We start from the raw sequence: 22,432 nt of genomic DNA, 5'->3' as shown, positions 1-22,432 counted from the left end.
TCATTGGTCTTCACTGAAATCGCAGGCCAATGCGCAGGGGGGCGGGTATGGCGGGGCATATTTCAAGTAACGGGCATAGCGGGGCGGCGCCTGTCGCGCACTCGGCCAATCGCAGCGTTCACGTCCAGGACGTTGCCCACATCGGGAACGCACACAAGCGCGAGAGGGTGCCGGAGTCGGCTACGTCCCTAACTGTCAGCCTTGTCATTCCAGTCAAGAATGAGGCGCGAAACATCGCCTGGGTCCTGGATCAGATCGACGACGACATCGACGAAGTAATTCTCGTCGACGGGAACTCCACAGACGCCACCCTGGTCACTGCGCGACGCTGCCGCCCGGACATCAAAGTGGTGTCTCAGGAGGGCGTCGGCAAGGGCGATGCGCTGAGGGCCGGCTTCCTGGCTGCCGCGGGCGACGTCATCGTGATGATGGATGCGGACGGCAGCATGACGCCCGACGAGATAACCCACTATCTGCATTTCCTGGCCAACGGCTACGACTTCGTCAAGGGTTCTCGATTCATCTCCGGGGGTGGATCTTTGGACATCACCAGCTTCCGGCGGATGGGCAACCGCTTCCTTCTCGGCGTCTTCAACTCGCTTTATCGCACTGACCTGACGGACTTGTGCTACGGCTTCTGCGGCTTCCACCGGCGCTACCTGGATGTGCTGGCTCTGTCTGCGACCGGCTTCGAGATCGAGGCCGAGATGGTGGTCCGCGCGATGCAGGCCGGCCTGCGCGTTGCTGAGGTGCCGAGCCTTGAGCTTCCGCGTCGTGCCGGCAAGTCAAACCTTCATTCGGTACGGGATGGCATCAGAGTGCTGCGGACGGTACTGCGAGAGCACCGGTCCGGGCTGAGCGGTCGAGTCGTGCAATCAGTCCGCAGGCAGGTCAGCTCCGGCAAGCGCGTCGGGATAACTGCGTGATTGACGGGCGCGCTTGGGGGAGCGGGCCCGTCACCTCAGGAGCTCGACCGGGGGGTGGATCAATGCCTAGTGGACCTACTTGTCCAACGCTGAGCGCTGGGTCTTTCCTGCAGAGCCGGGCGAGCGTCGAGCAGAAGAAACGTATAGGCCGACGTCCAGGCCGACAAGGAGCGGGGGCATGACGAAGTCCGCGTTGCGGGTTGGGATTCTCGTCCCACGTTTCGCGCCTTTCCGGGGAGGCATCGAAACCTACGTGGCTTCTGCGGCCGCCGCGCTGGCAGCAGAAGGTGCAGAGGTCACCGTCGTCACCCAGGCGCCGCGTAGCGCCGCCCTGCCGAGACGGGAGTTGCTCGACGGATACGCCATCGAGCGTCACCCGCTTCCGCTCGGAGACGTTTTCGATGTATCTGCGCCTGCGGCGGCGCGCGCCGCAGCCATACCGGGGCGCTTCGACGTCGTCTGGTTGCACAGTTACCACACTCCGCTGGCATGGCTGGGCGCTGAGCGAACCACGGCGCCAGTGGTTCTCACTCCGCACTACCACGGTGTCGGACACACCCGTGTACGTCATGTGCTCCACTACGCCTACCGGCCTGCCGGTCGTCGGCTCATGGCGGCGAGTCGGCGCGTAGTCGTCGACACGCAAGCTGAAGCGAGACTGGTTCTTCGAGACTTCGCCGGCCGGGTATCGGCGGACAAACTCGTGATCATCCCGCCGGCCGTCGCGAAACCCAGACTCGGCCTGCCGCTACCGTGCGCAGATCGACGCGTCGTGTTGACCGTCGCCCGGCAGGAAACGTACAAGCGCACCGACCTTCTGATTCGTGCGATCGCGCAGCTGCGTGACCACGGCGAGCCCGCGCATCTAGTGGTGGTCGGAGACGGTGCCGCCCTCGGCTCGCTGCGAGCCCTCGCCGCTGCGCTCAACGCAGACCGGGCAGTGACTTTCACCGGATTCGTGGACGAAAAGACACTCGGGGATTGGTGGGCGTCGGCATCCCTGTACGCCACAGCAAGTCAACAGGAGGCGTACGGGATCGGACTCGCCGAAGCACTGCTCTCAGGGCTGCCGGTGGTGGCAAGCGACATTCCTGCCCATCGAGAGGTCGCCGAGCGTGCGGGAGAGCGCGCTGCCGTCCGTCTGTGTGCGCACACCGACTCTGATTCCGAGGCGGCCTCGCGCTATGCCGAGGCGATCGTTCGAATGTTGTCGACCCCCGGTTCGCGCACGCAGCGCGCCTCCGAGTGTGCGTTGCCGCAATGCGCCGAGGTGGCACAGCAGTTACTCGAGACACTTGCGGAAGTCAGCCAGATTGCGAGTCGGGTGTGACGACAACGCTGGACACGGTCCCAGAGTCTGAACCGGCCCGGCCGTCGGCCCCTACATGCCGCACGGATCGGGCAGGATCGAACGCACATCGACTCCGTATCGCTCTGGCTGTGGTGATGCCGGCCGTCGGCGGAGCCTTGATCGTTTTCTCCCACCACCATGCCGCGGGTTTGGAGCAGCCCGACAACCTGATGTTCGCCCTGTACTGGGCCGGCTTCCTGGGCGGCATGATGCCGCTCGTCTGGCTGGCCTGCGCACGCCGCACCGCCGGCGCGATCCGGGCCCTCGCCCTGATCGGCATGGGCTTGTACAGCATGGTGCCGAGGGTGCTGCACTTCGCGCAGCCCGTGGGCTCCGACGAGTACATCCACTTGCGGCAGGCCATGGAGACCTACATCAACGGCGATGTCGGCCACACCGTCAAACTGTTGCCGATCACCAAGGAGTTCTTCGGTCTTCATCAGGTTGCCAGCGCCTTCGCCCATCTTGGCGAAGTCCCCCTCTGGTTCGCCGCAATGGCCGTGGTGGTCCTGGCGCACATCCTGTCCCTGCTAGGGATCTACCAGCTCGTCCGGATGGTGAATGTCCCTGCCAACGGGGCGGCGGTCGGCGCGGTCGTCTATTCGCTGAACCCTTCCTGGATGTACTTCAACGTCGCCTTTTCGTACGAGAGCCTGGCCTCACCGCTGATCGTGTGGTGTCTGGCGGCGACCGTCGCCGCCGGCCGCGGCACGCAACGACCGGCCATCAGGGCGATCGCGGGCGCGGTGCTGGTCGTGGCCGTGGTGCCGATGATGCACCATCTCAGCACGATCATGCTCCTGCTGATTTTGATGGTGCTCATCGGCACCAGGCTCGTGCCCTGGTTTCCCCGAGTGGCGGCCGGCACCCTCGAGGCCCGGCGGGAGCGGATCTGGCCGCTGGTGCTGATCTGGTGCTGTCTGATGGCGTCGATTGCGTATTGGTGGACCGGCAAATACGAATGGCTGATCAACTACCTCGGGCCTGCGCTGAGCGAGGGTTACGCACAGCTGCAACGGATCCTCGAAGGTGTCAGTAAGTCCACCAGCGGTCAGCGGTCGCTGTTCGCCAACGCCCAAAACCCGATGTACGAGATCATCAGTGGTTACCTGTTCCCCGTCGTGACGTTGGGGTTGTTCCTGTGGGCTCTCGCGGTTCTATGGCGCAACCGGCGCCGGATCGGCTCCACGCCATGGGCATTCGCGGTGGTCGGGGCGATGTTCTTCGGGAGCATGCCGATGTTGCTGACTGCGGGAGGCGCCGAGGGCGCACATCGATCATGGGGGTTCAGCTTCATCGGGATCGCGGTCGTGTGCGGCTTCGCGTGGTCTTTCGGGCCGCGGACCCCTGGCGTGCTGGCCGCCAGATGGTCGCGGGCGGCACTCACATTGGCCCAGCCCCGTTTCCGGGTCAGCGCTGCGGTCGCCGTCTACATAGTCCTGGTTTTCGGGGGCGCTGCGCTGGGTGTCAATGTGTCACACCGGTTCCCGGGCAGCGCGAACGTCGGCGATGACGCCCGAGCGGCGTCCAACGAGGGCCGAGCAGTAGCTGATTGGTTCGCGACACACGTGCCGGCCGACACCCCGGTAATGGCTGACAGGTACGTCTCAACCCTGGTCGGTTCGATCGGGAGAATGTCTGCTTTGCGACCCAGCAAGACGTTTCCCATCTGGGAGATGTACATGAGTCCGGGCCCGGTACGTCCCGAGGTGCTCAAGCAGATATGGGATTCCAAGATCGGATTCTTCGTGGTCGACTCCAGGATGGCGACCACCATCCCGAAGAGCGGTACTTGGTTTGTGAAGGATGAGCCGGGACGCGGCGCCAACACGGTGGTGCCGCAAGCGGCTCTCGACCGATTCAACTGCCTGCCATGGCTCAAGGGTGTGTTCGCAGCCGGGACGCTGACGGTGTACGGGGTCGACCGCGGTGCCCTCAGTCGCACAAAAGCCGTCAGCTGCGAGGTGCCGGCGACATGAGCGTCACCTATCGGACGGACGACGAGGCGGCGGGTCCGTCCGTGCAACACTCACGGGACGAGGAACTGGACCAACCGGCCGCGCAGAGCCGCCTCCTGCGGCGCGCGCGACACCGCCGGCAGCTTGCGGATTCACAGCGCCGCCTGACGCCGAGGTCGAGGGACAGATTACGACTCCTCGCGTGGTCGCTCTTCGGCATCGGCTGTCTGCTGACAGCGCAATGGATCCAACCGGAACACGGTTCACTGTTCGCGCCGCCTTCATTGTTCGCACCACCCGCCGATGTCGTCGGTTGGGCATCGCTGCTGTGCGGTGTCACCGGACTGTGGCTGGTTCCCGGGGTGTGGTTGTCGGCGCTCGTCGCACGCACCGGGGCTGGTCAGCCGGCGTGGCTGGGTACTCGCATCGCGACGACGCTGATCTGGTACGCGGTGCTCGGACCTGTCATCCACCGTTCCGGAGAGGGAGCCAAGGTCACCACGGGCGGCCTGCTCATCGCGACCGTCGCAGCGACCACCGCCGTACTGATCGGTGTGGCGCTCGGCCTGTCGCGGTGGCCCTCCCGGCGGTGGATTCGCGTTCTCATACCGGCCATCGTCGGGACCGTGGGCGCGCACGCCGCGATCTGGGTGTGGATGCGGGTCTGGACATCTGACATGAACTACGAGCACATCCGGCGGCTGGACTGGCTGATCGTGCTCTGCGGCGCACTGCTCGTGACCCTCGGGACGCTGAGCAAGCCCAAGCTGCCCGCGGTCACGACGAAGCGTCAGCTCGTCCAGATCGTGGCGGCAATCGCCGTAGTGGCTGCGTCCTTCGGCACGATCCAGCTCACGAGCGCAATCTGGTCCCCGGCGCAGCGGATGCCGTCGGTGATCAGCGCGGAGCAGATTACGGCGCCGGCCGGCGCGGACTTGGCATTCGCACTGAACGCGATCGGCCCGGAGGGGGGCCGTCTCTTCGAGCGTGCCGACTTCACCGTCGCCGACGCGACCGGGCGCCCGGTGCCCGCTTCCAGCCGGATCGAAGCTTCGGAGACCTCGGCGACCCAAGCGACGCTGAACGTCGTGTTGGACCCCCATGCCCGTCCGATGCTGTGCACCTCGGGCCAGGCCGCCAAACTGACCGTGCGTGACCAGGTGTCGGGCATGCAGGTGCAAGCGATGTTCCCGGACGGTTGGTGCGCCCGATGAGTGCCGAGCGCACGCCGAAGTCCCGTGGTCTGGTGGGAAATAGCTTCGCCCTCCTCGCCCTCACCAATGTCACGTCGGTCCTCGGCTTCGTCTATTGGACGCTGTGCGCACGCCACGTCTCTCCCGGCGCCATCGGCATCGCAAACACGGTGATCTCGGGGATCACGCTGGTCGCGATCGTCTGTGTTGCCGGTTTCCTGCCGTTCCTCACGCGACTGCTGCCCGGTGCCAGTTCGGATGACCGCAGCGGCCTGTGCAGCACAGCGCTCGTCGTCACCGCCATCGCTTCGGGAACGGTCGGCGCAGTCGGAGCGTTTCTCCTGCCTACCCGGGTGCACACCACAGTCGGCACCGGATGGCTCGTAGCGTTGCTGGTCACCGGTTCTGTGGCCACGGCGATGCAGATGGTGATCAATGCGTCATTGCTGGGTGTACGCCGGGCCGAATTCTCGCTGTACGCCAGTAGCGCAGGAGCCGTGCTACGGCTGGGCACCATCGCGTCGATGGTGACGCTCGGGGCACTGGCGGCAACCATCGACAGCGGCGCGACGCACACCATGCTCGTCATCTACGTGGCATCTCTGGTGGTCTCCGACACCATCGCCTTCGTACTGCTGCGCCGTGCCAACCCGGATTTCCGGTTCCGGCCTCGCATGGAGTGGTTGACACGCATCAGCCGGACAGTCGGCTGGGACCACGTCGCCGTGCTCGCGGTCCGGTCACCGGCGTTCATCATGCCGATCCTGGCCGCCGCGATATTTCCCGCCAGGCAACTCGGCTATTACGCCGTAACTGTGATGATCGCGAGCGTTTTCCTCGCTGTCTCTGCCGCCGTGTCCAATGCCCTGCTGGCCGACTGCGCCGGCGATCCCGGACGGCTCCAGGCGCAGGCACGACGCGCGATGCTCCTGATCGGACTGCTTCTTGTCGTGCCCGTAGCCGGTACCTGCGTATTCGCCAAGCAGGTGCTCGGCTTCTTCGGCAGCGAATACACCAGCTGCAGCACGCTGCTCATCGTGCTGCTGATGGCGACCTTCCCGGACGCGATGATCAACATCTCGATGTCGATCTTCCGAGTTCAGGGACGACTGCGCATCATCACCCTCTTGACCGTGACCCAGGCGATCATGATGGTGGGCGGGGCGTGGTTCCTGATGCTGCATACGGGCGTCATCGGCGCCGCCCTGGCCGCGGTGGTCGCGCAGACGATCACCGCGGCGGTATTCGCCGCGGTGGGCACACGCCGATTCCTCTTCGAGGCGCCGCCGGTCGCACCTCTGACGACGCCGGTCCCGACGCCCGATCCTCTCATCGCCGGGCGACAGGGGTTGCCATGACAAGTGGCCGGCTTCACGGGTTGCGCATCCTGCACGCGACCGACAGTTTCCTCCCCAACGTCGGGGGCCTGGAGCTGTCGATCCACGCACTGGCCCGCGAGCAGGTGCGGCACGGCCGTTCGGTAGCGGTGGTGGCGGCCGAGCACCCGGATGCGCCGGCCCGCGAAGACATGGACGGAGTGGAAGTGCACCGGCTGCCGATGGCGATGGCCCATCTTCCCGGCGCCTACGAGTCGACGACTCATCGGTTCTTCCCACCGGTTCCGGACCCCACGTTCGCGCATGCTTTCGCCCGCCTGGTTCGGCAGTTCCGCCCGGACGTCATCAACGTCCGTGGCTGGATTCTCTACAGCGTGCTCGGCACCGCCAGCCGCATGGGCATCCCGGTGGTAGCGAGCGCACACGATCACAGTCAGGTCTGCGCCACCAAGGTGATGCTGTATCGCGGCAAGAGCGTGTGTTCGGAACCGGGCCTGGTCAAGTGCATCGGTTGTGCCCATTCGCAATACGGCCTCAAGGGAATTCCGTTGGCCGCAGGCCTGCATCAATTGGGATCGCGACGGCACCGCGACGTCGCGCAGTGGACAGCCACGTCCTCTGCACTCGCAGCACGCGGTTCAGCGCCGCGCCCCGCGGACAGTGGGCCGATGACGGTGATCCCCACCTTCATCGACGATCAACTGATCGCGCTCGCCAACGACGAGCGGACCGAACAGCGACCCGGTTTCGTCCCGGCCGACGGGCCGTACATCTTCTGCGCGGGCGCGCTCGGTGTCCACAAGGGCGTAGACGTCCTGCTCGATGCCCACAAACGCCTTCATGCCGATGGTTTCGACATTCCGCTGGTTCTCGCGGGCCTGCCCCGCAACGATTTCCCGATCGAGGACCGGCCCGGGGTGATCGTCGCGACCAACGTCGCGATGCCGGATGTGATCGCCGCGTGGCGACACGCCGTCGTCGGCGTCGTACCGAGCGTGGTTCCCGAGGGATTCGGGCGCGTCGCTGTGGAGTGTCTGGCCGCGGGTACCCCGTGCGTGGTCTCGGCCCTGGGCGGGCTGCTCGACATCGTCACAGACGAGGTCGAGGGGCTGCACGTGCCGCCGGGAGACGCGGAAGCGCTGGCCGGCGCCGTACGGCGCATCCTCGAGGACGAACCATTGCGGTTGCGGCTGGGGGCGGCCGGACCGGCCAAAGCCGCTCGCTTCACGCTGTCCCAGGTGATGCCCCAGCTCGACGAGGTGTATCTGCGAGCCCTGGACGCCAACGCAGCCGTCACCAACCGCGAACCAACGCCATTGTTCACCAGTGGATTTCGACCGAGTCGGCCCTACGATAGAGAAGAGATCTGAGCATGACCGCGTCCATCGCCGGAGGCACCTCCACATCCCGCGGGCTGAACTCCTTTCCGCTGGTGTGGATGTATCACTCAGTCGCACCGTACGACGAAGATCCATACCAGGTGACCATGACTCCGCAACGGTTCGAGAGACAGATGCGCTGGCTCCGCCGAAGGGGGCTGCGGGGCGTCTCGATGCGCGAACTCCTCGAGGCCAGGGCGGAGGGCCGGGCACGCGGGCTCGTCGGCTTGACATTCGACGATGGCTATCAGGACTTCATCCCCAATGCGCTGCCGGTGCTGCAGCGATGCGGTTACACCGCAACGCTTTTCATTCTCGCCGGACGGCTCGGCGGGCAGAACGAGTGGAGCCGGCCCGGGCCGAACAAGGCGCTGTTGACCGCCGACGAGGTGAAACAGATCGCGGAGGCCGGCATGGAGATCGGATCGCACGGCCTCAAGCACATCTCGTTGGTGAAGACGGACGACGAGATGCTGAGATCGGAGGTTGTCCAAAGCCGAGAGATCCTGCAGGAGTTGCTCTCTGGCGATGTACCGGGGTTCTGCTATCCGTATGGCTACCTGGATGCGCGCGTCGTCGAGGCGGCGCGCGCCGCAGGCTACGACTACGCCTGCGCGGTGCAGGCCGGCACCGAGATCAGTCGCCACGCGATCCCCCGGACGTCCGTGCTCGCGAAGGACACGTCGTGGCGACTCGAGGCCAAGGGGGCCGTCTCACTGCTCACGGTCGGTAACCGTCATGGCGTCCGGCGGTACCGAGGAGGTCGCTCGTGAAAGTCGCGGTTGTCGGCCAAGGCTACGTAGGCCTACCGCTGTCGGTCCGAGCGGCGCAGGTCGGCCATCATGTGGTCGCATACGACATCGACGAGAACCGGATGAAGCGGCTGCTGGTCGGGGCTTCCTACATCGAAGACATCTCCGACGAGGAATTGGACGCGATCTTGGCGGCCGGCACATTCCACCCGTCGTCGGACGCCAGCGCGTGCGAGGGCTTCGACGTCGCAATCATCGCTGTTCCGACACCGCTGCGCGAGGGTGTGCCTGACTTGCGCTACATCGAGGAGTCCGCGCAGACACTCGCCCGCTATCTGCGGCCCGGTGCGACCGTCATCGTGGAGTCCACGACGTATCCCGGGACCACCCAGGAGCTGGTCGCCCCGATTCTCGAGGACGGCTCCGGTCTGATCGCGGGCAGCGACTTCCACCTCGGGTTCAGCCCCGAGCGCATCGACCCGGGCAATGCCACCTGGACGCTGGTCAACACACCGAAAATCGTCTCGGGGGTCGACGAGGCCTCGCTGGCATCCATCCAGGGGTTCTACGACACGATCGTGGACACCACCGTCCCGGTCGCCTCACCACGCGAGGCCGAACTGGCCAAGTTGCTGGAAAACACCTTCCGGCACGTCAACATTGCGCTCGTCAACGAGATCGCGATATTCGCGCATGAGCTCGGCATCGACGTCTGGGAAGCGATCGACGCTGCCGCGACGAAGCCGTTCGGGTTCATGCGCTTCACACCAGGCCCAGGCGTCGGCGGCCACTGCCTGCCGATCGACCCCTCGTATCTGTCCTGGTGCGTGGAACGCACCCTCGGTCACAATTTCCGGTTCGTCGAGTTGGCCAATGACATCAATGAACACATGCCCGACCACGTGGTGCGCCGCGTCACGATGGCGCTGAACGACCAGCAGCGTTCGGTGAACGGGTCGCGGATCCTGCTACTGGGTCTGTCCTACAAGAAGAACACCGGCGACGCGCGCGAGTCTCCGTCGGTGCGGGTGGCACAACTGCTCGCCGGGATGGGCGCCGAGGTTCGCGGCGCCGACCCCTACGTGGTGGAGACCACCTCTGTCGACGGGCTGCTGATGCGCGTCGAAGTCACCAAGGACGAACTCGCCGCGGCCGACGCCGTCGTGCTGCTGACCGACCACGACGCGTTCGACTACGACGCGGTCGTCGAGCACTCGAAACTCGTCCTTGACTGCCGCCATCGAATCGGAGGCCCGCGTGTCGAACACCTCTGAATGCCGGCGACCAGCACAGCGGGCCAAGGCGGTGGCGATTTGCCTGGCGGTCATCGCAGTGCTGGCCATGTCGCTCGGCTGCAAGTCTTCGGTTGCCGAAGTGCCCGCCGGACAACAGCGAGGGTTCGCGTTGCCGACCTGGGAGGTGACCGGCTACGACGGACCGGGAGTCGAACAGTCCCTGAGGGAGATTCGTGCGCTGGGCGCAAACTGGGTTCAGTTCACGCCAACCTGGTATCAGGCGACGCCCAGCTCCAGCGACATCTACCGAACGGACAGGACGGTCAGCGACTCCGGGCAGGAGCGGGCGATCACGCTGGCTCACCAACTGGGGCTGAAAGTGCTGCTCAAACCTCACCTCAATCTGACACCGCAGGGCAGCAACAAGATTGCCGCGCAGGACCGTCCGGCGTGGTTCGCCTCGTACACCGCTTTCATCACCCACTACGCGACCATGGCGCAGCGCCTCGGGGTCGAGCAGTTCGCCATCGCCACCGAGCTGGCCATGATGACCGACGACCGACCGGGATGGCTGGGAGTGATCCAGGCAGTGCGGGAACGGTACGGCGGCCAACTGACCTACGCGTCGAGCACCGACTGGGAGCGGGTCCCGTTCTGGGACGCCCTCGATCTGATCGGCCTGGACGTCTACGCGCCCCTGAGCGCGACGCCCACAACGGATGTACAGGCGCTACAGCAGGCCGTCGAGTCCTTCACCCCCCGTATCGCGGCGCTGTCGGCCAAATACAACCGCAGGATCCTGTTCACCGAGGCTGGTTACACCAGCCAGCAGGGGACCGCGACGGACCCCTCCAGCTGGCGCATCAGCAAGATACCGGCGCAGGCGGAACAGGCGGCGGCGTATCAAGCGCTGCTCGCGGCCGCCAGCGGCCAGCCGTTCTGGGCCGGGGTCTTCTGGTGGGTGTGGGCGACGCCGCCGCACACCGAAGCCGAACCGCTGGACTTCTCCCCGCGCGGAAAGGAAGCAGAAGGGGTCATACGCCGGTGGTGGGCAACATGAGGACGAAATCCCGCCCGGTGGACCACAATTCTCGCCGCGGAGTGGCTGATTACGTCCCATACAGATCGTGAAATGTTCAACTGATCACCACAGCGGGCCTTGAGCCCTATCGTCGAAATAGGAACTAGATCCGGGGGGACGACTACAGATTGTGACGACCATCGATTCACATTCATCGGCAGTCCGGCGTTCATCATCGAGTCGACGGCGGCTCGGGCGCGTCAACTCGCTGCTCGCAGGTGTCGCCGTCGCCTTCACGGTCTCTTCGTCGCCAGTCTCACCGCCACCACCTGCTTCGAGGCGCTGGGCGGGAGTGCCTCGGTACGCAGTGAGGTAGGAGCACCCACGGTGTCCAATTCTGTCGTGTCAAATGTTCCTGACCTCGAGGTCAAGCCGATCACCGATGCCGACGTCCGGACGGTTGCCGAGTTCTTGCACACCGAGTTCTTGAACCTCGGCGTCGCGAGAACCAGACCCGTCACCGATTGGCTGCGTGCGATGAATCCGCCATGGGCCGTCGAGCAGCCCAACCACGGCTACCTGCTGCGCGAAAGCGGGCGAGTCGTCGGAGTGCATCTCGCGCTGTACTCGGAACGTGTCATCGACGACCACGTGCGACGTATTTGCAACCTCGGTGTGTGGTGTGTTGCTGAACCGCACCGCGCGTCCGGAATGCGCCTGCTCCGATCGTTGCTCCGCCAAAAGGGTTACAACTTCACCGATCTCACCCCGAACCCGAACGTGGTGGCATTGAACTCTCGCCTGGGATTCGTTGCGCTCGACACCACCACGGTGTTGGTGCCCAACCTGCCCTGGCCATTGTGGTCGCGACGGGTCCGGGTCATCGACGCCAAGGACGAGATCGATGTCCTGCTCTCGGGACAGGACAAGCGGATCTATCACGACCACAGGGCGACAGCTGCGCATCACGTCGTGCTCACCGATGGCGATCAAAGCTGCTATGTCGTGTACCGGCGTGAGCGGTACAAGCATCGCTCGGTGCTTGCCATGGTCCTCTATGTGGGCAACGCCGAGATGTTCGGACGCTGGGCACCGCATTTCCACCGATACCTGTTGTTGAGGCAAAGGATTCTGGCAACGCTGTTGGAGGTCAGGATCGTGGGGCAGTGCCCGGCGCGAGCGATCTCGGTAGCCGGGCGGCCGAGAATGTATCTCGGCGACGATCTGGAACCGGGCCAGATCGACTATCTCTACAGCGAATTGACGTGTCTGGAATGACTCGATCAGATGGGTTCGCCCGCGACACTCGGCTGCGAGGTACCGCACGTCCTCTCGATGCGGGGGACCCGCGCGTTTCACGTAGGCGGCCGCCATGCGCCTGAGGATCACCTGTGCACCCAGCCTCCCGCCGTTGGCGTGGTGTGTGAGGCTCGGTCGCGGCGATGTCGAACTTCTGTGCGGCACCAGCGTCGAGGTCCGTGACGACGGTTTCTTCGAAGGAGCGTGGGCAGGCGACGCGCACTCGTTCGAATTCGCCGATGCCGTCGACGTGTTCGGGTCGGGCGGCCGGATCGCCGGAGATGATCTGATCGTCGTGCCCCCGAGTCACACCCTGGAGCGGATCCAGTACATCAGCCGCGGCGACGAAATCCTGATCTCGAACTCGCTGGTGTTCCTCCTGACGGCCGCCCGCGCAGAACTCGATCCGCGCCATGCCCGCTACGCGACCGACTTCGCCGCGATCATCCACGACGGCATCCGCGCGTTCGACACTGTCATCCCCGTCCGCTTCAGCGGGGATTCGGGGCTGCCCAGCGGCGAAGCGCACCTCGTGTACGTGCACAACGTGCGCTTCCATCACGACGGCCGGATCACCTTTCTGGACAAGTCCGCGGGGCAGCCGTACCAGACGTACGACGAGTACGTGGCGCTGATCACCGACGTCCTGCAGCGGACGGTCCGCAACGCCGCGGCGCCGTGGCGTTCAGTGACGTATTCACCGCTGGCGTCCGTATCCTCCGGCTACGACTCCCCGGCAGTGGCAACCCTGGCCCGCCGCGCCGGCTGCAAGAAGGCCTTCACCTTCACCCATGCCCGCACCCGGGGCGGCCATCCGGAGGACGACTCCGGGAAACCGGTCGCGGCGGTTCTGGGCTACGAACTCGAGGAGTTCGACCGGGAGGCGTATCGCGAGGCCGGTGACTTCCCCGAGGCGGAGTTCCTCGCGACCGGTATGAGTGGTGAGGACTTGAACATGGCCGGGTTGGCGACCGACATCGGTCGGACGGTGTTCTTCAGTGGCCACTATGGTGGCCGCGTCTGGGACCTGCATACCTACCCCGACGAATTGCTGCGCCGAGGGGACATGAGCGGCGCATCGATGAACGAGTTCCGGCTCCGCACGGATTTCGTCCACGTGCCCGCACCGTTCATCGGCGCACGCCGACACCCGAAGCTCCTCGAGATCGCCCAGAGCGATGTGATGCGGGCATGGTCGACCGGAACCGCCTACGACCGCCCCGTTCCCCGTCGGATCGCCGAGGATGCGGGTGTGCCCCGGGCCGCCTTCGGTCACAAGAAGCGAGCGACCACCGCCCTGCTGCACGTACCGGGGGACTCCGCGTGGACCGAGCGTACGCGGGACGCCATTCGCGAATACGCACGGGCGCAACACCTTCCACTACGCACCCGGCTGACCTACCTACTCGACGCGGCAGCCGAGTCGTCGCGTTCCTTCGCCTACCGCGTGGCGCGCAGGCTGAATCTGCTGCGACTCACGCCGGCCCTGGCCGTCAGACCACTGGATATCCACAGCCACACGCGTCTCGGACCCCTACCGACACTCTGGGCGATCCAGTGCATCAATCCGCGCTACGGTGCCGCGGTCGAGTCATGGCGGGAGACGCTGTCGTCCCCTACCGCCACCGCGAGGTGAGCTGTGCTGACGAATCTTCATCATCTGGTCGAGGGCCGTGCGTCATCCTGTCCCGATGCGCCGGCCGTGACATTCAAGACGGCGACGCTCACCTACGGCGAGTTGTGGTCGCAGATCCGGGACGTGGCAGCCGGCTTCGCCGAGATCGGTGTCGAACGAGGGCAGCGCGTGGCGGTCTACCTCGACAAGAGGATCGAGACGGTCACGGCCATCTTCGGCGCGTCCGCGGCGGGGGGCGTGTTCGTGCCGATCAACCCGTTGCTGCGGCCCGCGCAGGTCGGCCACATCCTGCGGGACTGCGACGTCCGTGTCCTCATCACCACTGCCGATCGGTTCGCCCTGTTGGTCGACGAGCTCGCAGCGTGTCCGGCTCTCGAGGATGTCGTGCTGGTGGCTGCGCGGACCGAAGAACCTGAAACCGGCGCGCGCCTCCAATCGCGAAGCTGGGAACGGTTGCTCGCCGCACCTCGCGCACCATCCGGCCCGGCCGCCCCCACCGACCTCGACATCGCGGCCATCCTCTACACCTCCGGTAGCACAGGCCGTCCCAAAGGCGTGGTCCTCAGCCACCGCAACCTGATCGCCGGCGCGGAAAGTGTGTCGACCTACCTGGAGAACTCGGCGGACGACGTCCTGCTGGCCGCGTTGCCGCTGAGTTTCGATGCCGGCTTCAGCCAGCTGACAACGGCCTTCGCGGTGGGTGCCCACGTGATCCTGACGAACTACCTGCTGCCCGGCGATGTGCCCAAGCTGTGCGCGCGGCACCAGGTGACCGGCTTGACATGCGTACCACCGCTATGGATCCAGATCGCCGAGCAGAACTGGCCGGACGACGCCAGAACCTCGTTGCGGTATTTCGCGAACACCGGGGGGCGGATGCCCAAACCCGTCCTCGACCGGTTGCGGGAGGTGTTCCCGACCGCCAGGCCGTACCTCATGTACGGCCTCACCGAGGCCTTCCGGTCGACCTACCTCGATCCCGACCAGATCGACCATCGGCCCGGTTCCATCGGCAAGGCCATTCCGGGTGCCGAGATCCTCGTGGTCCGACCCGACGGATCGACGTGCGACCCGGGCGAAGAGGGTGAACTCGTCCATCGTGGACCACATGTGGCGCTGGGCTACTGGAACGACCCAGCCCGCACCGCGGAACGTTTCCGGCCGGTACCTGGACGCGACGAGCCCTGGCGCACACCGGAACTCGCGGTCTTCTCAGGTGACACGGTGGTCACCGACGCTGAGGGGTTCCTGTATTTCGTCGGCCGCCGCGACGACATGATCAAGACCTCCGGCTACCGGGTCAGCCCGACCGAGATTGAAGAAGCCGCCTACGCCACCGGCCTGGTCCGCGATGCGGTCGCCCTCGGCGTCGAGGACGCCGCGCTGGGAGAACGGGTGCTGCTGGTGGTGGCGCCGACCGCCGAGGACTTCGCCGCCGATGCACTCCTTGACGCGATGAGATCCGAGCTGCCGCTCTATATGGTGCCGGGCTCCGTCGTGGTTCGGTCGGAGATCCCCCGCTCGCCCAACGGCAAATTCGACCGGTCGGCGCTGCGCGAGGAGTTGACCACATGAACCTGCGCCCGACGATCGCGGCCTTCGGCACCGTCGACGGCCAACTCGCGGTCGGTGGCATGCCGCTTGACCGCCTCACCGCCCGCGTCGGATCGACGCCGTACTTCGCCTACGACCGCCGCCTGTTGAGTGAGCGCATCGCCGCTCTGCGCGCGACACTTCCCTCGGCGATGCATCTGAGCTATGCGGTGAAGGCGAACCCGATGCCCGCAGTCGTGCAACACCTCGCCGGCCTGGTCGACGCGCTGGATGTCGCGTCGACACTGGAGATGCAGACCGCCCTGGACACGCCGCTGTCTGCGGACCGCATCAGCTTCGCCGGACCGGGCAAGACCGCAGCCGAAATCACCCAGGCGGTCGCGGCGGGCGTGACCATCGAGATGGAATCAACCACCGAAGCGCGACGTGTCATCGAGGCCGGCGAAACGGTGGGGGTGCGCCCGCGAGTCGCGATCCGGGTGAATCCCGACTTCCAGGTGAAGGGTTCGGGAATGCGCATGGGTGGGGGCCCTCAGCAGTTCGGTGTCGACGCCGAACAGGTGCCCGAGTTGCTCGACCTGGTCGATACCGCCGATCTCGAGTTTCTCGGCTTCCACGTGTTCGCCGGTTCGCAAAACCTGAACGCCGAGATCCTTTGTGAGGCACAGCAGAAGACGGTGGAGCTCATCCTCGGGCTGGCCGACAAGTCGCCCACCCCAGTCCGGTACGTCAACCTGGGTGGCGGCTTCGGCATCCCTTACTTCGACAAGGACTCCCCCCTCGACCTGGGCGCGATCGGGACGAACCTGACCAATCTGGTCCAGGACCGTATCGGGCCGCAACTGCCGGATGCGAAGGTGGTGATCGAGCTCGGCCGCTACATCGTGGGGGAGTCCGGCATCTACGTCACCCGGGTCGTCGATCGCAAGGTGTCCCGTGGCCGCACCTATCTCGTCGTCGACGGCGGTATGCACCACCAACTGGCTGCATCCGGGAACTTCGGCCAGGTGATCCGCCGCAACTATCCCATCGCTGTGGGCAATCGCCTCACCGAAAGCCCGGACTCGGAGGTGACGGTGGTCGGATGCCTGTGCACCCCGCTGGACCTGTTGGGCGACAATGTCCAGCTCCCGAACGCCGACATCGGCGATTCGATCGTGCTTTTCCAGGCAGGAGCCTACGGTCTGACCGCAAGCCCGACCGCATTTCTGGGCCATCCAGCTCCCGTCGAGATACTTGTATAGCAGGATGAAATGAGAGATTTCCTAGCCAACAGAGGGTTCCCGATGGAGGACCTCGAGAGGCATCCTGTCTACAAGTTCGCGGGAAAGATCTACCACGACCAGATCCTCGGGACCATGATCAGGATCAAGTACCGGACGAAGAATCTCCGGAAGAGATTCGAGCAGGACCATCGGCCCACCACCATTTTGTTCCATCCGGACAAGCCTGATTACTCCCAGATCCTGTACAAGATCTCTCATTCGCTGGGTCTGACGATGACGTCGAGGACTGCCACGCGTCCAGATGTGGTGGTGTCCTTCGAGGATGTGACCAAACGACGCCACAATCCACTGCTCGCAGAGTTGTCCAACCACCACTTCGTGGTGAATCAGCACTGCAACGACATCAGCAAGACCAAGGTGGAGCAGGTCTTTCGGGAAGTTTTCGGCTACGGCACATTCGTCGACCCTCGCACGTACCAGGGTTTATGCGTCATGAAGTCCGACGACAACGCGATGCACGACGGAACACTCATCGAATGTCCCACGGCCACAACACGAACAGATGTTGTCTACCAGCGAGTGATCAACAACACGAGCAGAGATCAGGTCGTCGATATCAGAGTTCCGATTGTGGGCGGCTCGATACCGCTCGTCTACTGGAAGTTCCGCGATGCCAGAACCCGGTTCAGCAATCGCAACGATCGCGTGAAGTTGGGATCCCCCGAGTCCGCCTTCTCAGACCGTGAATTGGTGCTGATCCAGCTTTTCGCGAAGAATCTGGGCCTGGATTTCGGTGAGCTCGATATCCTCAGGGACGTCGATGACGGCCAGATCTACATCGTCGATGTGAACAACACTCCGTGCGGCCCGCCCAACCATCTCGGCAAGGCCGAGAGCAAGCAGGCGGTGAAACTTCTGAGCGCCAGTTTCAATGACGAATTCGTCCGCAGGGCACCGACCCGAGATGTCTGATGGCATAACCCCGCGACCGGGCGCCGCCAGGTTTCGCACAACCCGTTGGAGGAGGAAACAGTTCGATGAACTACAGCACGGAGACTCTGGAACGCGTGAAGGTGGTGCTCGTGAAAACCCTGGCGATCCAGGATCGCGCCGGCACCCTCGACGCGTGCACCGAATTGTTCGGCAGCATGCCTGAACTCGATTCGATGGCGGTTGTCGCCCTGTCGGTCAATCTTGAGAGAGAATTCGACTTCCAGATCGACGACGAGGACTTCACGGGGGACGTCTTCGAGACGATCGGCACTCTCGCCGAATTCGTCGAGCAGAGCACGAACTAACTGCCGACCGCGTTCTCCGGGACGTGCGACGGGCCAGGTTTCGGTGCGTCGTGGTGGGGAAAGCGGCCTTGGAACTCGAAACAGGTCAGCTCGCTGTAGAGATAGTCGATCTGCGCCGGCTCAAGGTCATCGGACAAAAACATCTTCGCCGGACCCGCCACCAAGACCGATCTCGGCAGCCGGTGCCCCACCACCCTGATCTCGCCCAACGTAGCGGGTATTCCGCGCCGCAGCAGCAGGTAACGGTAGAAGCGCGGCGCACAGTCCCGAAAGACGTCGGGATCGCCGACGTGCAGGATCGATGCGAACGTGGGTCGTCGCTTGATCCGGCCGTAGTCCAGCCGGAACATCACGTAACAACTCCGCTCACCCTTGGTGAGCACCACATGGTGAGCAGCGGCAGCCTGGGCGTGGTCGCGGTATATCGTCCGGTCTTGGCCGTGGAGCAAGTCCTCGATTCCTTTCGGGGTATCGACGACTCGCACCCTCCTCGACCACGCCGGCCACGGAATGTTGGGGGCCAGCGATTGCGTCGTGTCGAGTTGAGCGAACCCTAGGCGGGCGTTCAGCGCCACGATCTTGCGGTTCGGCGTCAGGTCGGTGAAGGTGTATCCCTTCTGGCGGAGCAACGTCCGCAGCAATCGCAAACCTGCTGCGCGGTGTTCTTCTGCGACGCACCAGGTCCCGAGGTTGCAGATCCGGTGGTGTCGGCCATCGATCGTTCGTTCGGAATACAACGCCAGATGCGCGCCGACGAGGCGCCCATTATCGCGCAGGAGGTAACCGTAGTTGGGTTGGACGAAATCCCACGTAATGGTCATCGCCCGACGCCAGTCGGCCGCTGACACTTCCGGCCCGATCCCGCTGTGCAGGAATTCAGCCACCTCGGGGATGTCAGCTTCGGTGATCGGCTCGACCTGTACTGGGCGGACCTCTGACATGTCGATACGGTACCGCAGCCCGGGTGAACAGCAACCAATGCCGAGTGCGTCCCCGGCGACGAGATTTCGCGTCGAAAGCGTTCGGGATGAGCCATTTTCCTATCGGCCGCCGATTCACCGCCTGAACTTTGCTGAGACGGAAACACCACGTGATGAGCCGTGATAGCGTCTCGCAACGTGGGGGCGTGGGTGCCGTCAGGGCCCACAGTCGTGGAGGGGGAGAACCGTGCGGCATGATCCGATTCCTGCAATTTGGGCGAACTTCGGTTGTCGGCCCGGCGTTGTTCAAGAGCGTCCCAGACACGGTGGCCCAACCGCATGAAGCGACTCCGGGAAAAGACCGCGATACTCATTGAGCTTCTGCGCACCCCGCGGGGACGCGCATGGCTCCGGCGGGCGCTGCGCAAGCGGTTTTGGTCAGATACGGTGTCGATTGGAATTGGCGACGACCTGAGCGTCCGTTTTCCTGCGCCGCCGGCGAAGATTCCGCTGGTCGTGCGAAAGCTCCAACCCGACGATGACCTCTCCTTGGTCGCCGACGTTCCGGGCCTCACCCCAGAGGTGGCCCGACATCGTGCAGACCAGCGTTGGCTGTTGAACTCCGACCTGCCTGCGCCCTGGGTCGCCATCGATCCCGAGGGAGCAGTGTGCTTTATCGCGTATCTGTTCACGGCGGAGGACAACCCCCGTATGCAGGCGCTTTGGGGCCCACTGGCTCCGGTGCTCAAGCCGGGTGAGGGGTTGGTCGAGGGCATCTTCACATCGGAGCGTCATCGTGGGATGGGAGTGTTCATGGATGCCGGTACCAAGATCATGGACGAAGCCCGCAAGCTCGGTCTGAAAACCGCGATCGGCGTCGCGGGCGAGAAGAACCTCGGGACGTTCAAAGTGGCCGAAAGCGCCGGATGGACGCGACAGTTCAAACGCGTCGAGCGATGGCGCCTATTTCGCCAAAGCGTCAGCTTCGAACCCTTGGAGGGGGTTCCGGCGTGATCGGTTTATTTGCCCTTTCAATCACCGCGAATCACCGATTCATGATCGGCGTCAACATGTTTCGGTAAATGTGCCATTTATGGCCGAGTGAATCTGCGGCGGTGTTAGGGTCTGCGCGATGTCTGAAAAAGGGCGCTCAATTGTTCTCGGCAGGATCGCTGCCTGGGCATACGCGACGTTCGATCGGCTCCAAGCCCTGTTCGAACGTCTGCTGTTACGCGCGCCGTCCGGCCGTACCGAATTCTTTGATCCCTCGGATTTTCCGTGGATCGCTCAGGTCGAGGCACGGGCCGACGAGATTCAGGCCGAACTCGACGGCTTGCTCGCCCAGGTCGATAAGCTCCCCAACTTTCAGGACATCCAAGAGGAACAGCGCCAACTCACCCAGGACGACCGCTGGAAGGTATTCGCCTTCTATGCCTACGGCGGCCGTGCAGACGGCAACTGCAAAAGATGTCCGCGTACAGCCGAGATCGTGGAATCCATTCCCGGCATGACCACAGCGCTGTTCTCGGTCCTGCTCCCACACAAGCACATCCCACCGCACACGGGGCCGTGGAAGGGGGTGTTGCGCTACCACCTCGCTCTCCGCACTCCGGCCGACGAGACACAAGCCCGTATCCGCGTCGGCAGCAGTACCCAGCACTGGCGCAAGGGTCGAAGCATGGTCTTCGACGACACATTCGAGCACGAAGTCTGGAACGACAGCGAGGAGATACGTGTCGTCCTCTTCGTCGACTTCGTCCGGGAACTGCCTTGGTACCTAGCGATACCGAACCGCGCCTTCATCGGCGCCATTCGCAGGTCGCCGTATATCAGGCGGGCATTGGCCAACTCCGAAGCTTGGCAGGAGACGCTTGGCGCACAGATCACGGCCGACACCGGGAGGCACCCGACCGGCGACTCTGATACGCACGCTCGCTAGCACCCGGTTGCCCGCGCGTCACCCTCGAGCTACTGCCCTACTCCACCTGAACGCTCAACTGGACAGTTCGACGGCGCAGGGACCCCGTCGAATCGGGCGGCCACCCACCTCGCCACGATTGAGGCGGATCTCCACAAGACGTTGGCGTGATCGGCGCTTGGAATCTGTCGGTACTCGATGTGTCCGCCGAGTGAGCAGCTGTCGGCAACCGCTGTGCGCACCCACTGCGCGAAGACCAGGGAATCCACGGCGCCGGAGACGACGAGCATCGGCCGGTCCAACGGGCGTTGGGGTAGCGCGATTTTGCGCATCGCATCCCGCAGCTCAGCGACGTCGCGGGGAGAGTCCGGCGTGGTCTCGTTCGTCCCGCTCAGCTGATCGACGACGGTTTTCCAGGGGATCGGCGCCGGGTATCTCCTTGGGGCTGCGTGTGCCTCGCCTCGTTGCGCACAATGGCTCAGGCGTTTCCGCTGGGCCTCAGTTGAACCATGCAGGAAGGCCCTCTCGTCGAGATCTGGGTTGTATCGACCCAGGCCGACGATGAACAGCGGGAACAGCGCCAGCTGTTCTTCCGTGAGTGAACCCGACCAGATGAGGTCCGCCGTGGCCGTCACATTTGCCGCCGGTGCGAGCGCGACGCTCCCCACCAGTTCGAGACCACCGCCGTAGTACGGATTCAACTCGTTGGCGGCCCACACCGCTTGTCCACCCTGTGAATAACCGATCGCCGCCCAACGTGTGGACACAGTCGGCGAGAGCTCGCGCAAGGCTCGGACGGCGTCGATGGTGTTGAACGCCGCAGTCCGTTGCTCGAGATATTGATGTGAGCCAGTCTGGCCGAGTCCTTCGTAGTCACTGAGTGCGACGGCGTATTTGCGGTCCAGCAGAGATTCAACGATCGGCGAGTATCCCTGTAGATCCGGCTGGTAGGAGGGACCGCAGTCGGTGCCGATACCGGTCGTACCGTGTGCAAACGAAACGACCGGCCAGCCACCAACCGGCGGAGTTCCGCGGGGGAGGAAGAACGCCCCGGAAACCTCGCGTTCCCCGCCGTCGAGGCCGGACACCGACCTGTAGACAGCACGCCACGAGCCGCCAAGTACCGAATCCGGGTCGGCAAGCGGCGGGTCGTAGGACTCCTTGTGGACGATTTGGCCACGGCTCTGCCAGACATCTGCGGGGACATCAGGCAACGGCACCACGATCGGGGCAGCGATGGGCGCGGACGGCAGCAGCGGGTCAGCGGTGGTCAAACCGAACATCGAAAGAAAGACCAGGAGTGGAAAGACCAGACGCCAACTGGATCTGGCGAATTCTGCCAGCGCCGCCCGTAGCGCGGTACTTCTGCTGCTTCGGCGATGACGCATCTATTCGCTACCGCGGAGTGCGCCGTCGGCGCTGCGATGGT

Annotated in this window: 19 protein-coding genes; 17 read left to right on the top strand and 2 right to left on the bottom strand. The window is 64.5% G+C overall.

Going from position 1 to position 22,432, the window contains the following annotated elements:
* The first annotated feature begins 47 nt into the window (after positions 1–47).
* The 15 genes from KXD97_RS02580 to KXD97_RS02510 all read left to right on the top strand — a co-directional run bounded on the left by KXD97_RS02580 (position 48) and on the right by KXD97_RS02510 (position 18,165).
* Positions 48–926, top strand: a complete 879-nt coding sequence (locus KXD97_RS02580; RefSeq protein WP_260755321.1) for a glycosyltransferase family 2 protein — start codon at positions 48–50, stop codon at positions 924–926.
* 178 nt (positions 927–1,104) lie between these two features.
* The gene (locus tag KXD97_RS02575; RefSeq protein ID WP_260755320.1) at positions 1,105–2,256 is read left to right on the top strand and encodes a glycosyltransferase family 4 protein; all 1,152 of its coding nucleotides are present in this window, start codon (positions 1,105–1,107) and stop codon (positions 2,254–2,256) included.
* 110 nt (positions 2,257–2,366) lie between these two features.
* The gene (locus KXD97_RS02570; protein WP_260755318.1) at positions 2,367–4,256 is read left to right on the top strand and encodes a hypothetical protein; all 1,890 of its coding nucleotides are present in this window, start codon (positions 2,367–2,369) and stop codon (positions 4,254–4,256) included.
* Positions 4,253–5,449, top strand: a complete 1,197-nt coding sequence (locus tag KXD97_RS02565; protein ID WP_260755317.1) for a hypothetical protein — start codon at positions 4,253–4,255, stop codon at positions 5,447–5,449. The genes KXD97_RS02570 and KXD97_RS02565 overlap by 4 nt, the downstream gene beginning before the upstream one ends.
* Positions 5,446–6,786: a hypothetical protein gene (locus KXD97_RS02560; protein ID WP_260755316.1), complete on the top strand. Its 1,341-nt coding sequence runs from the start codon at positions 5,446–5,448 to the stop codon at positions 6,784–6,786. The genes KXD97_RS02565 and KXD97_RS02560 overlap by 4 nt, the downstream gene beginning before the upstream one ends.
* Complete coding sequence (locus KXD97_RS02555) at positions 6,783–8,135, top strand: glycosyltransferase family 4 protein (RefSeq protein ID WP_260755315.1); 1,353 nt, start codon at positions 6,783–6,785, stop codon at positions 8,133–8,135. Before KXD97_RS02560 ends, KXD97_RS02555 begins: the two co-directional genes overlap by 4 nt.
* A gap of 182 nt (positions 8,136–8,317) precedes the next feature.
* The gene (locus tag KXD97_RS02550; protein WP_260755314.1) at positions 8,318–8,917 is read left to right on the top strand and encodes a polysaccharide deacetylase family protein; all 600 of its coding nucleotides are present in this window, start codon (positions 8,318–8,320) and stop codon (positions 8,915–8,917) included.
* Positions 8,914–10,170 (top strand): nucleotide sugar dehydrogenase, encoded by a 1,257-nt coding sequence (locus tag KXD97_RS02545; RefSeq protein ID WP_260755313.1) that lies wholly within the window; start codon positions 8,914–8,916, stop codon positions 10,168–10,170. Before KXD97_RS02550 ends, KXD97_RS02545 begins: the two co-directional genes overlap by 4 nt.
* Positions 10,154–11,191 (top strand): glycoside hydrolase family 113, encoded by a 1,038-nt coding sequence (locus KXD97_RS02540; RefSeq protein WP_260755312.1) that lies wholly within the window; start codon positions 10,154–10,156, stop codon positions 11,189–11,191. Before KXD97_RS02545 ends, KXD97_RS02540 begins: the two co-directional genes overlap by 17 nt.
* Before the next feature lie 363 nt (positions 11,192–11,554).
* Complete coding sequence (locus KXD97_RS02535; protein WP_260755311.1) at positions 11,555–12,430, top strand: hypothetical protein; 876 nt, start codon at positions 11,555–11,557, stop codon at positions 12,428–12,430.
* A gap of 145 nt (positions 12,431–12,575) precedes the next feature.
* Entirely contained in the window at positions 12,576–14,087 is a 1,512-nt protein-coding gene (locus KXD97_RS02530) for a hypothetical protein (RefSeq protein WP_260755310.1), read from the top strand.
* Between the two features lie 3 nt (positions 14,088–14,090).
* Positions 14,091–15,662, top strand: coding sequence for an acyl-CoA ligase (AMP-forming), exosortase A system-associated (locus tag KXD97_RS02525; RefSeq protein WP_396884648.1), 1,572 nt, complete (start codon positions 14,091–14,093; stop codon positions 15,660–15,662).
* Entirely contained in the window at positions 15,659–16,885 is a 1,227-nt protein-coding gene (locus KXD97_RS02520; protein WP_260755308.1) for a pyridoxal-dependent decarboxylase, exosortase A system-associated, read from the top strand. The genes KXD97_RS02525 and KXD97_RS02520 overlap by 4 nt, the downstream gene beginning before the upstream one ends.
* A gap of 42 nt (positions 16,886–16,927) precedes the next feature.
* Positions 16,928–17,839: a hypothetical protein gene (locus tag KXD97_RS02515; protein WP_260755307.1), complete on the top strand. Its 912-nt coding sequence runs from the start codon at positions 16,928–16,930 to the stop codon at positions 17,837–17,839.
* 65 nt (positions 17,840–17,904) lie between these two features.
* The gene (locus KXD97_RS02510) at positions 17,905–18,165 is read left to right on the top strand and encodes an acyl carrier protein (RefSeq protein WP_260755306.1); all 261 of its coding nucleotides are present in this window, start codon (positions 17,905–17,907) and stop codon (positions 18,163–18,165) included.
* Here the strand turns inward: KXD97_RS02510 and KXD97_RS02505 are convergent.
* On the bottom strand, positions 18,162–19,106 hold the full coding sequence (locus KXD97_RS02505) for a hypothetical protein (protein WP_260755305.1): 945 nt from the start codon (positions 19,104–19,106) through the stop codon (positions 18,162–18,164). The genes KXD97_RS02510 and KXD97_RS02505 overlap by 4 nt on opposite strands.
* 318 nt (positions 19,107–19,424) lie before the next feature.
* Between KXD97_RS02505 and KXD97_RS02500 the strand changes: the two genes are divergently transcribed.
* Both KXD97_RS02500 and KXD97_RS02495 read left to right on the top strand, forming a co-directional pair.
* Positions 19,425–20,099: a hypothetical protein gene (locus KXD97_RS02500; RefSeq protein ID WP_260755304.1), complete on the top strand. Its 675-nt coding sequence runs from the start codon at positions 19,425–19,427 to the stop codon at positions 20,097–20,099.
* 118 nt (positions 20,100–20,217) lie between these two features.
* Positions 20,218–21,024 (top strand): aspartyl/asparaginyl beta-hydroxylase domain-containing protein, encoded by an 807-nt coding sequence (locus KXD97_RS02495; RefSeq protein ID WP_260755303.1) that lies wholly within the window; start codon positions 20,218–20,220, stop codon positions 21,022–21,024.
* A 29-nt stretch (positions 21,025–21,053) separates the two neighbouring features.
* Here KXD97_RS02495 and KXD97_RS02490 read toward each other — a convergent pair whose 3' ends face one another.
* Positions 21,054–22,277, bottom strand: a complete 1,224-nt coding sequence (locus KXD97_RS02490) for a lipase family protein (protein ID WP_260755302.1) — start codon at positions 22,275–22,277, stop codon at positions 21,054–21,056.
* Positions 22,278–22,432: the final 155 nt, after the last annotated feature.

Source organism: Mycobacterium sp. SMC-8 (assembly GCF_025263565.1).
In the GTDB taxonomy this organism is placed as follows: domain Bacteria; phylum Actinomycetota; class Actinomycetes; order Mycobacteriales; family Mycobacteriaceae; genus Mycobacterium.
The sequence above is the reverse complement of the archived record's forward strand: the minus strand, read 5'-3'. Positions and strand labels throughout refer to the sequence as shown.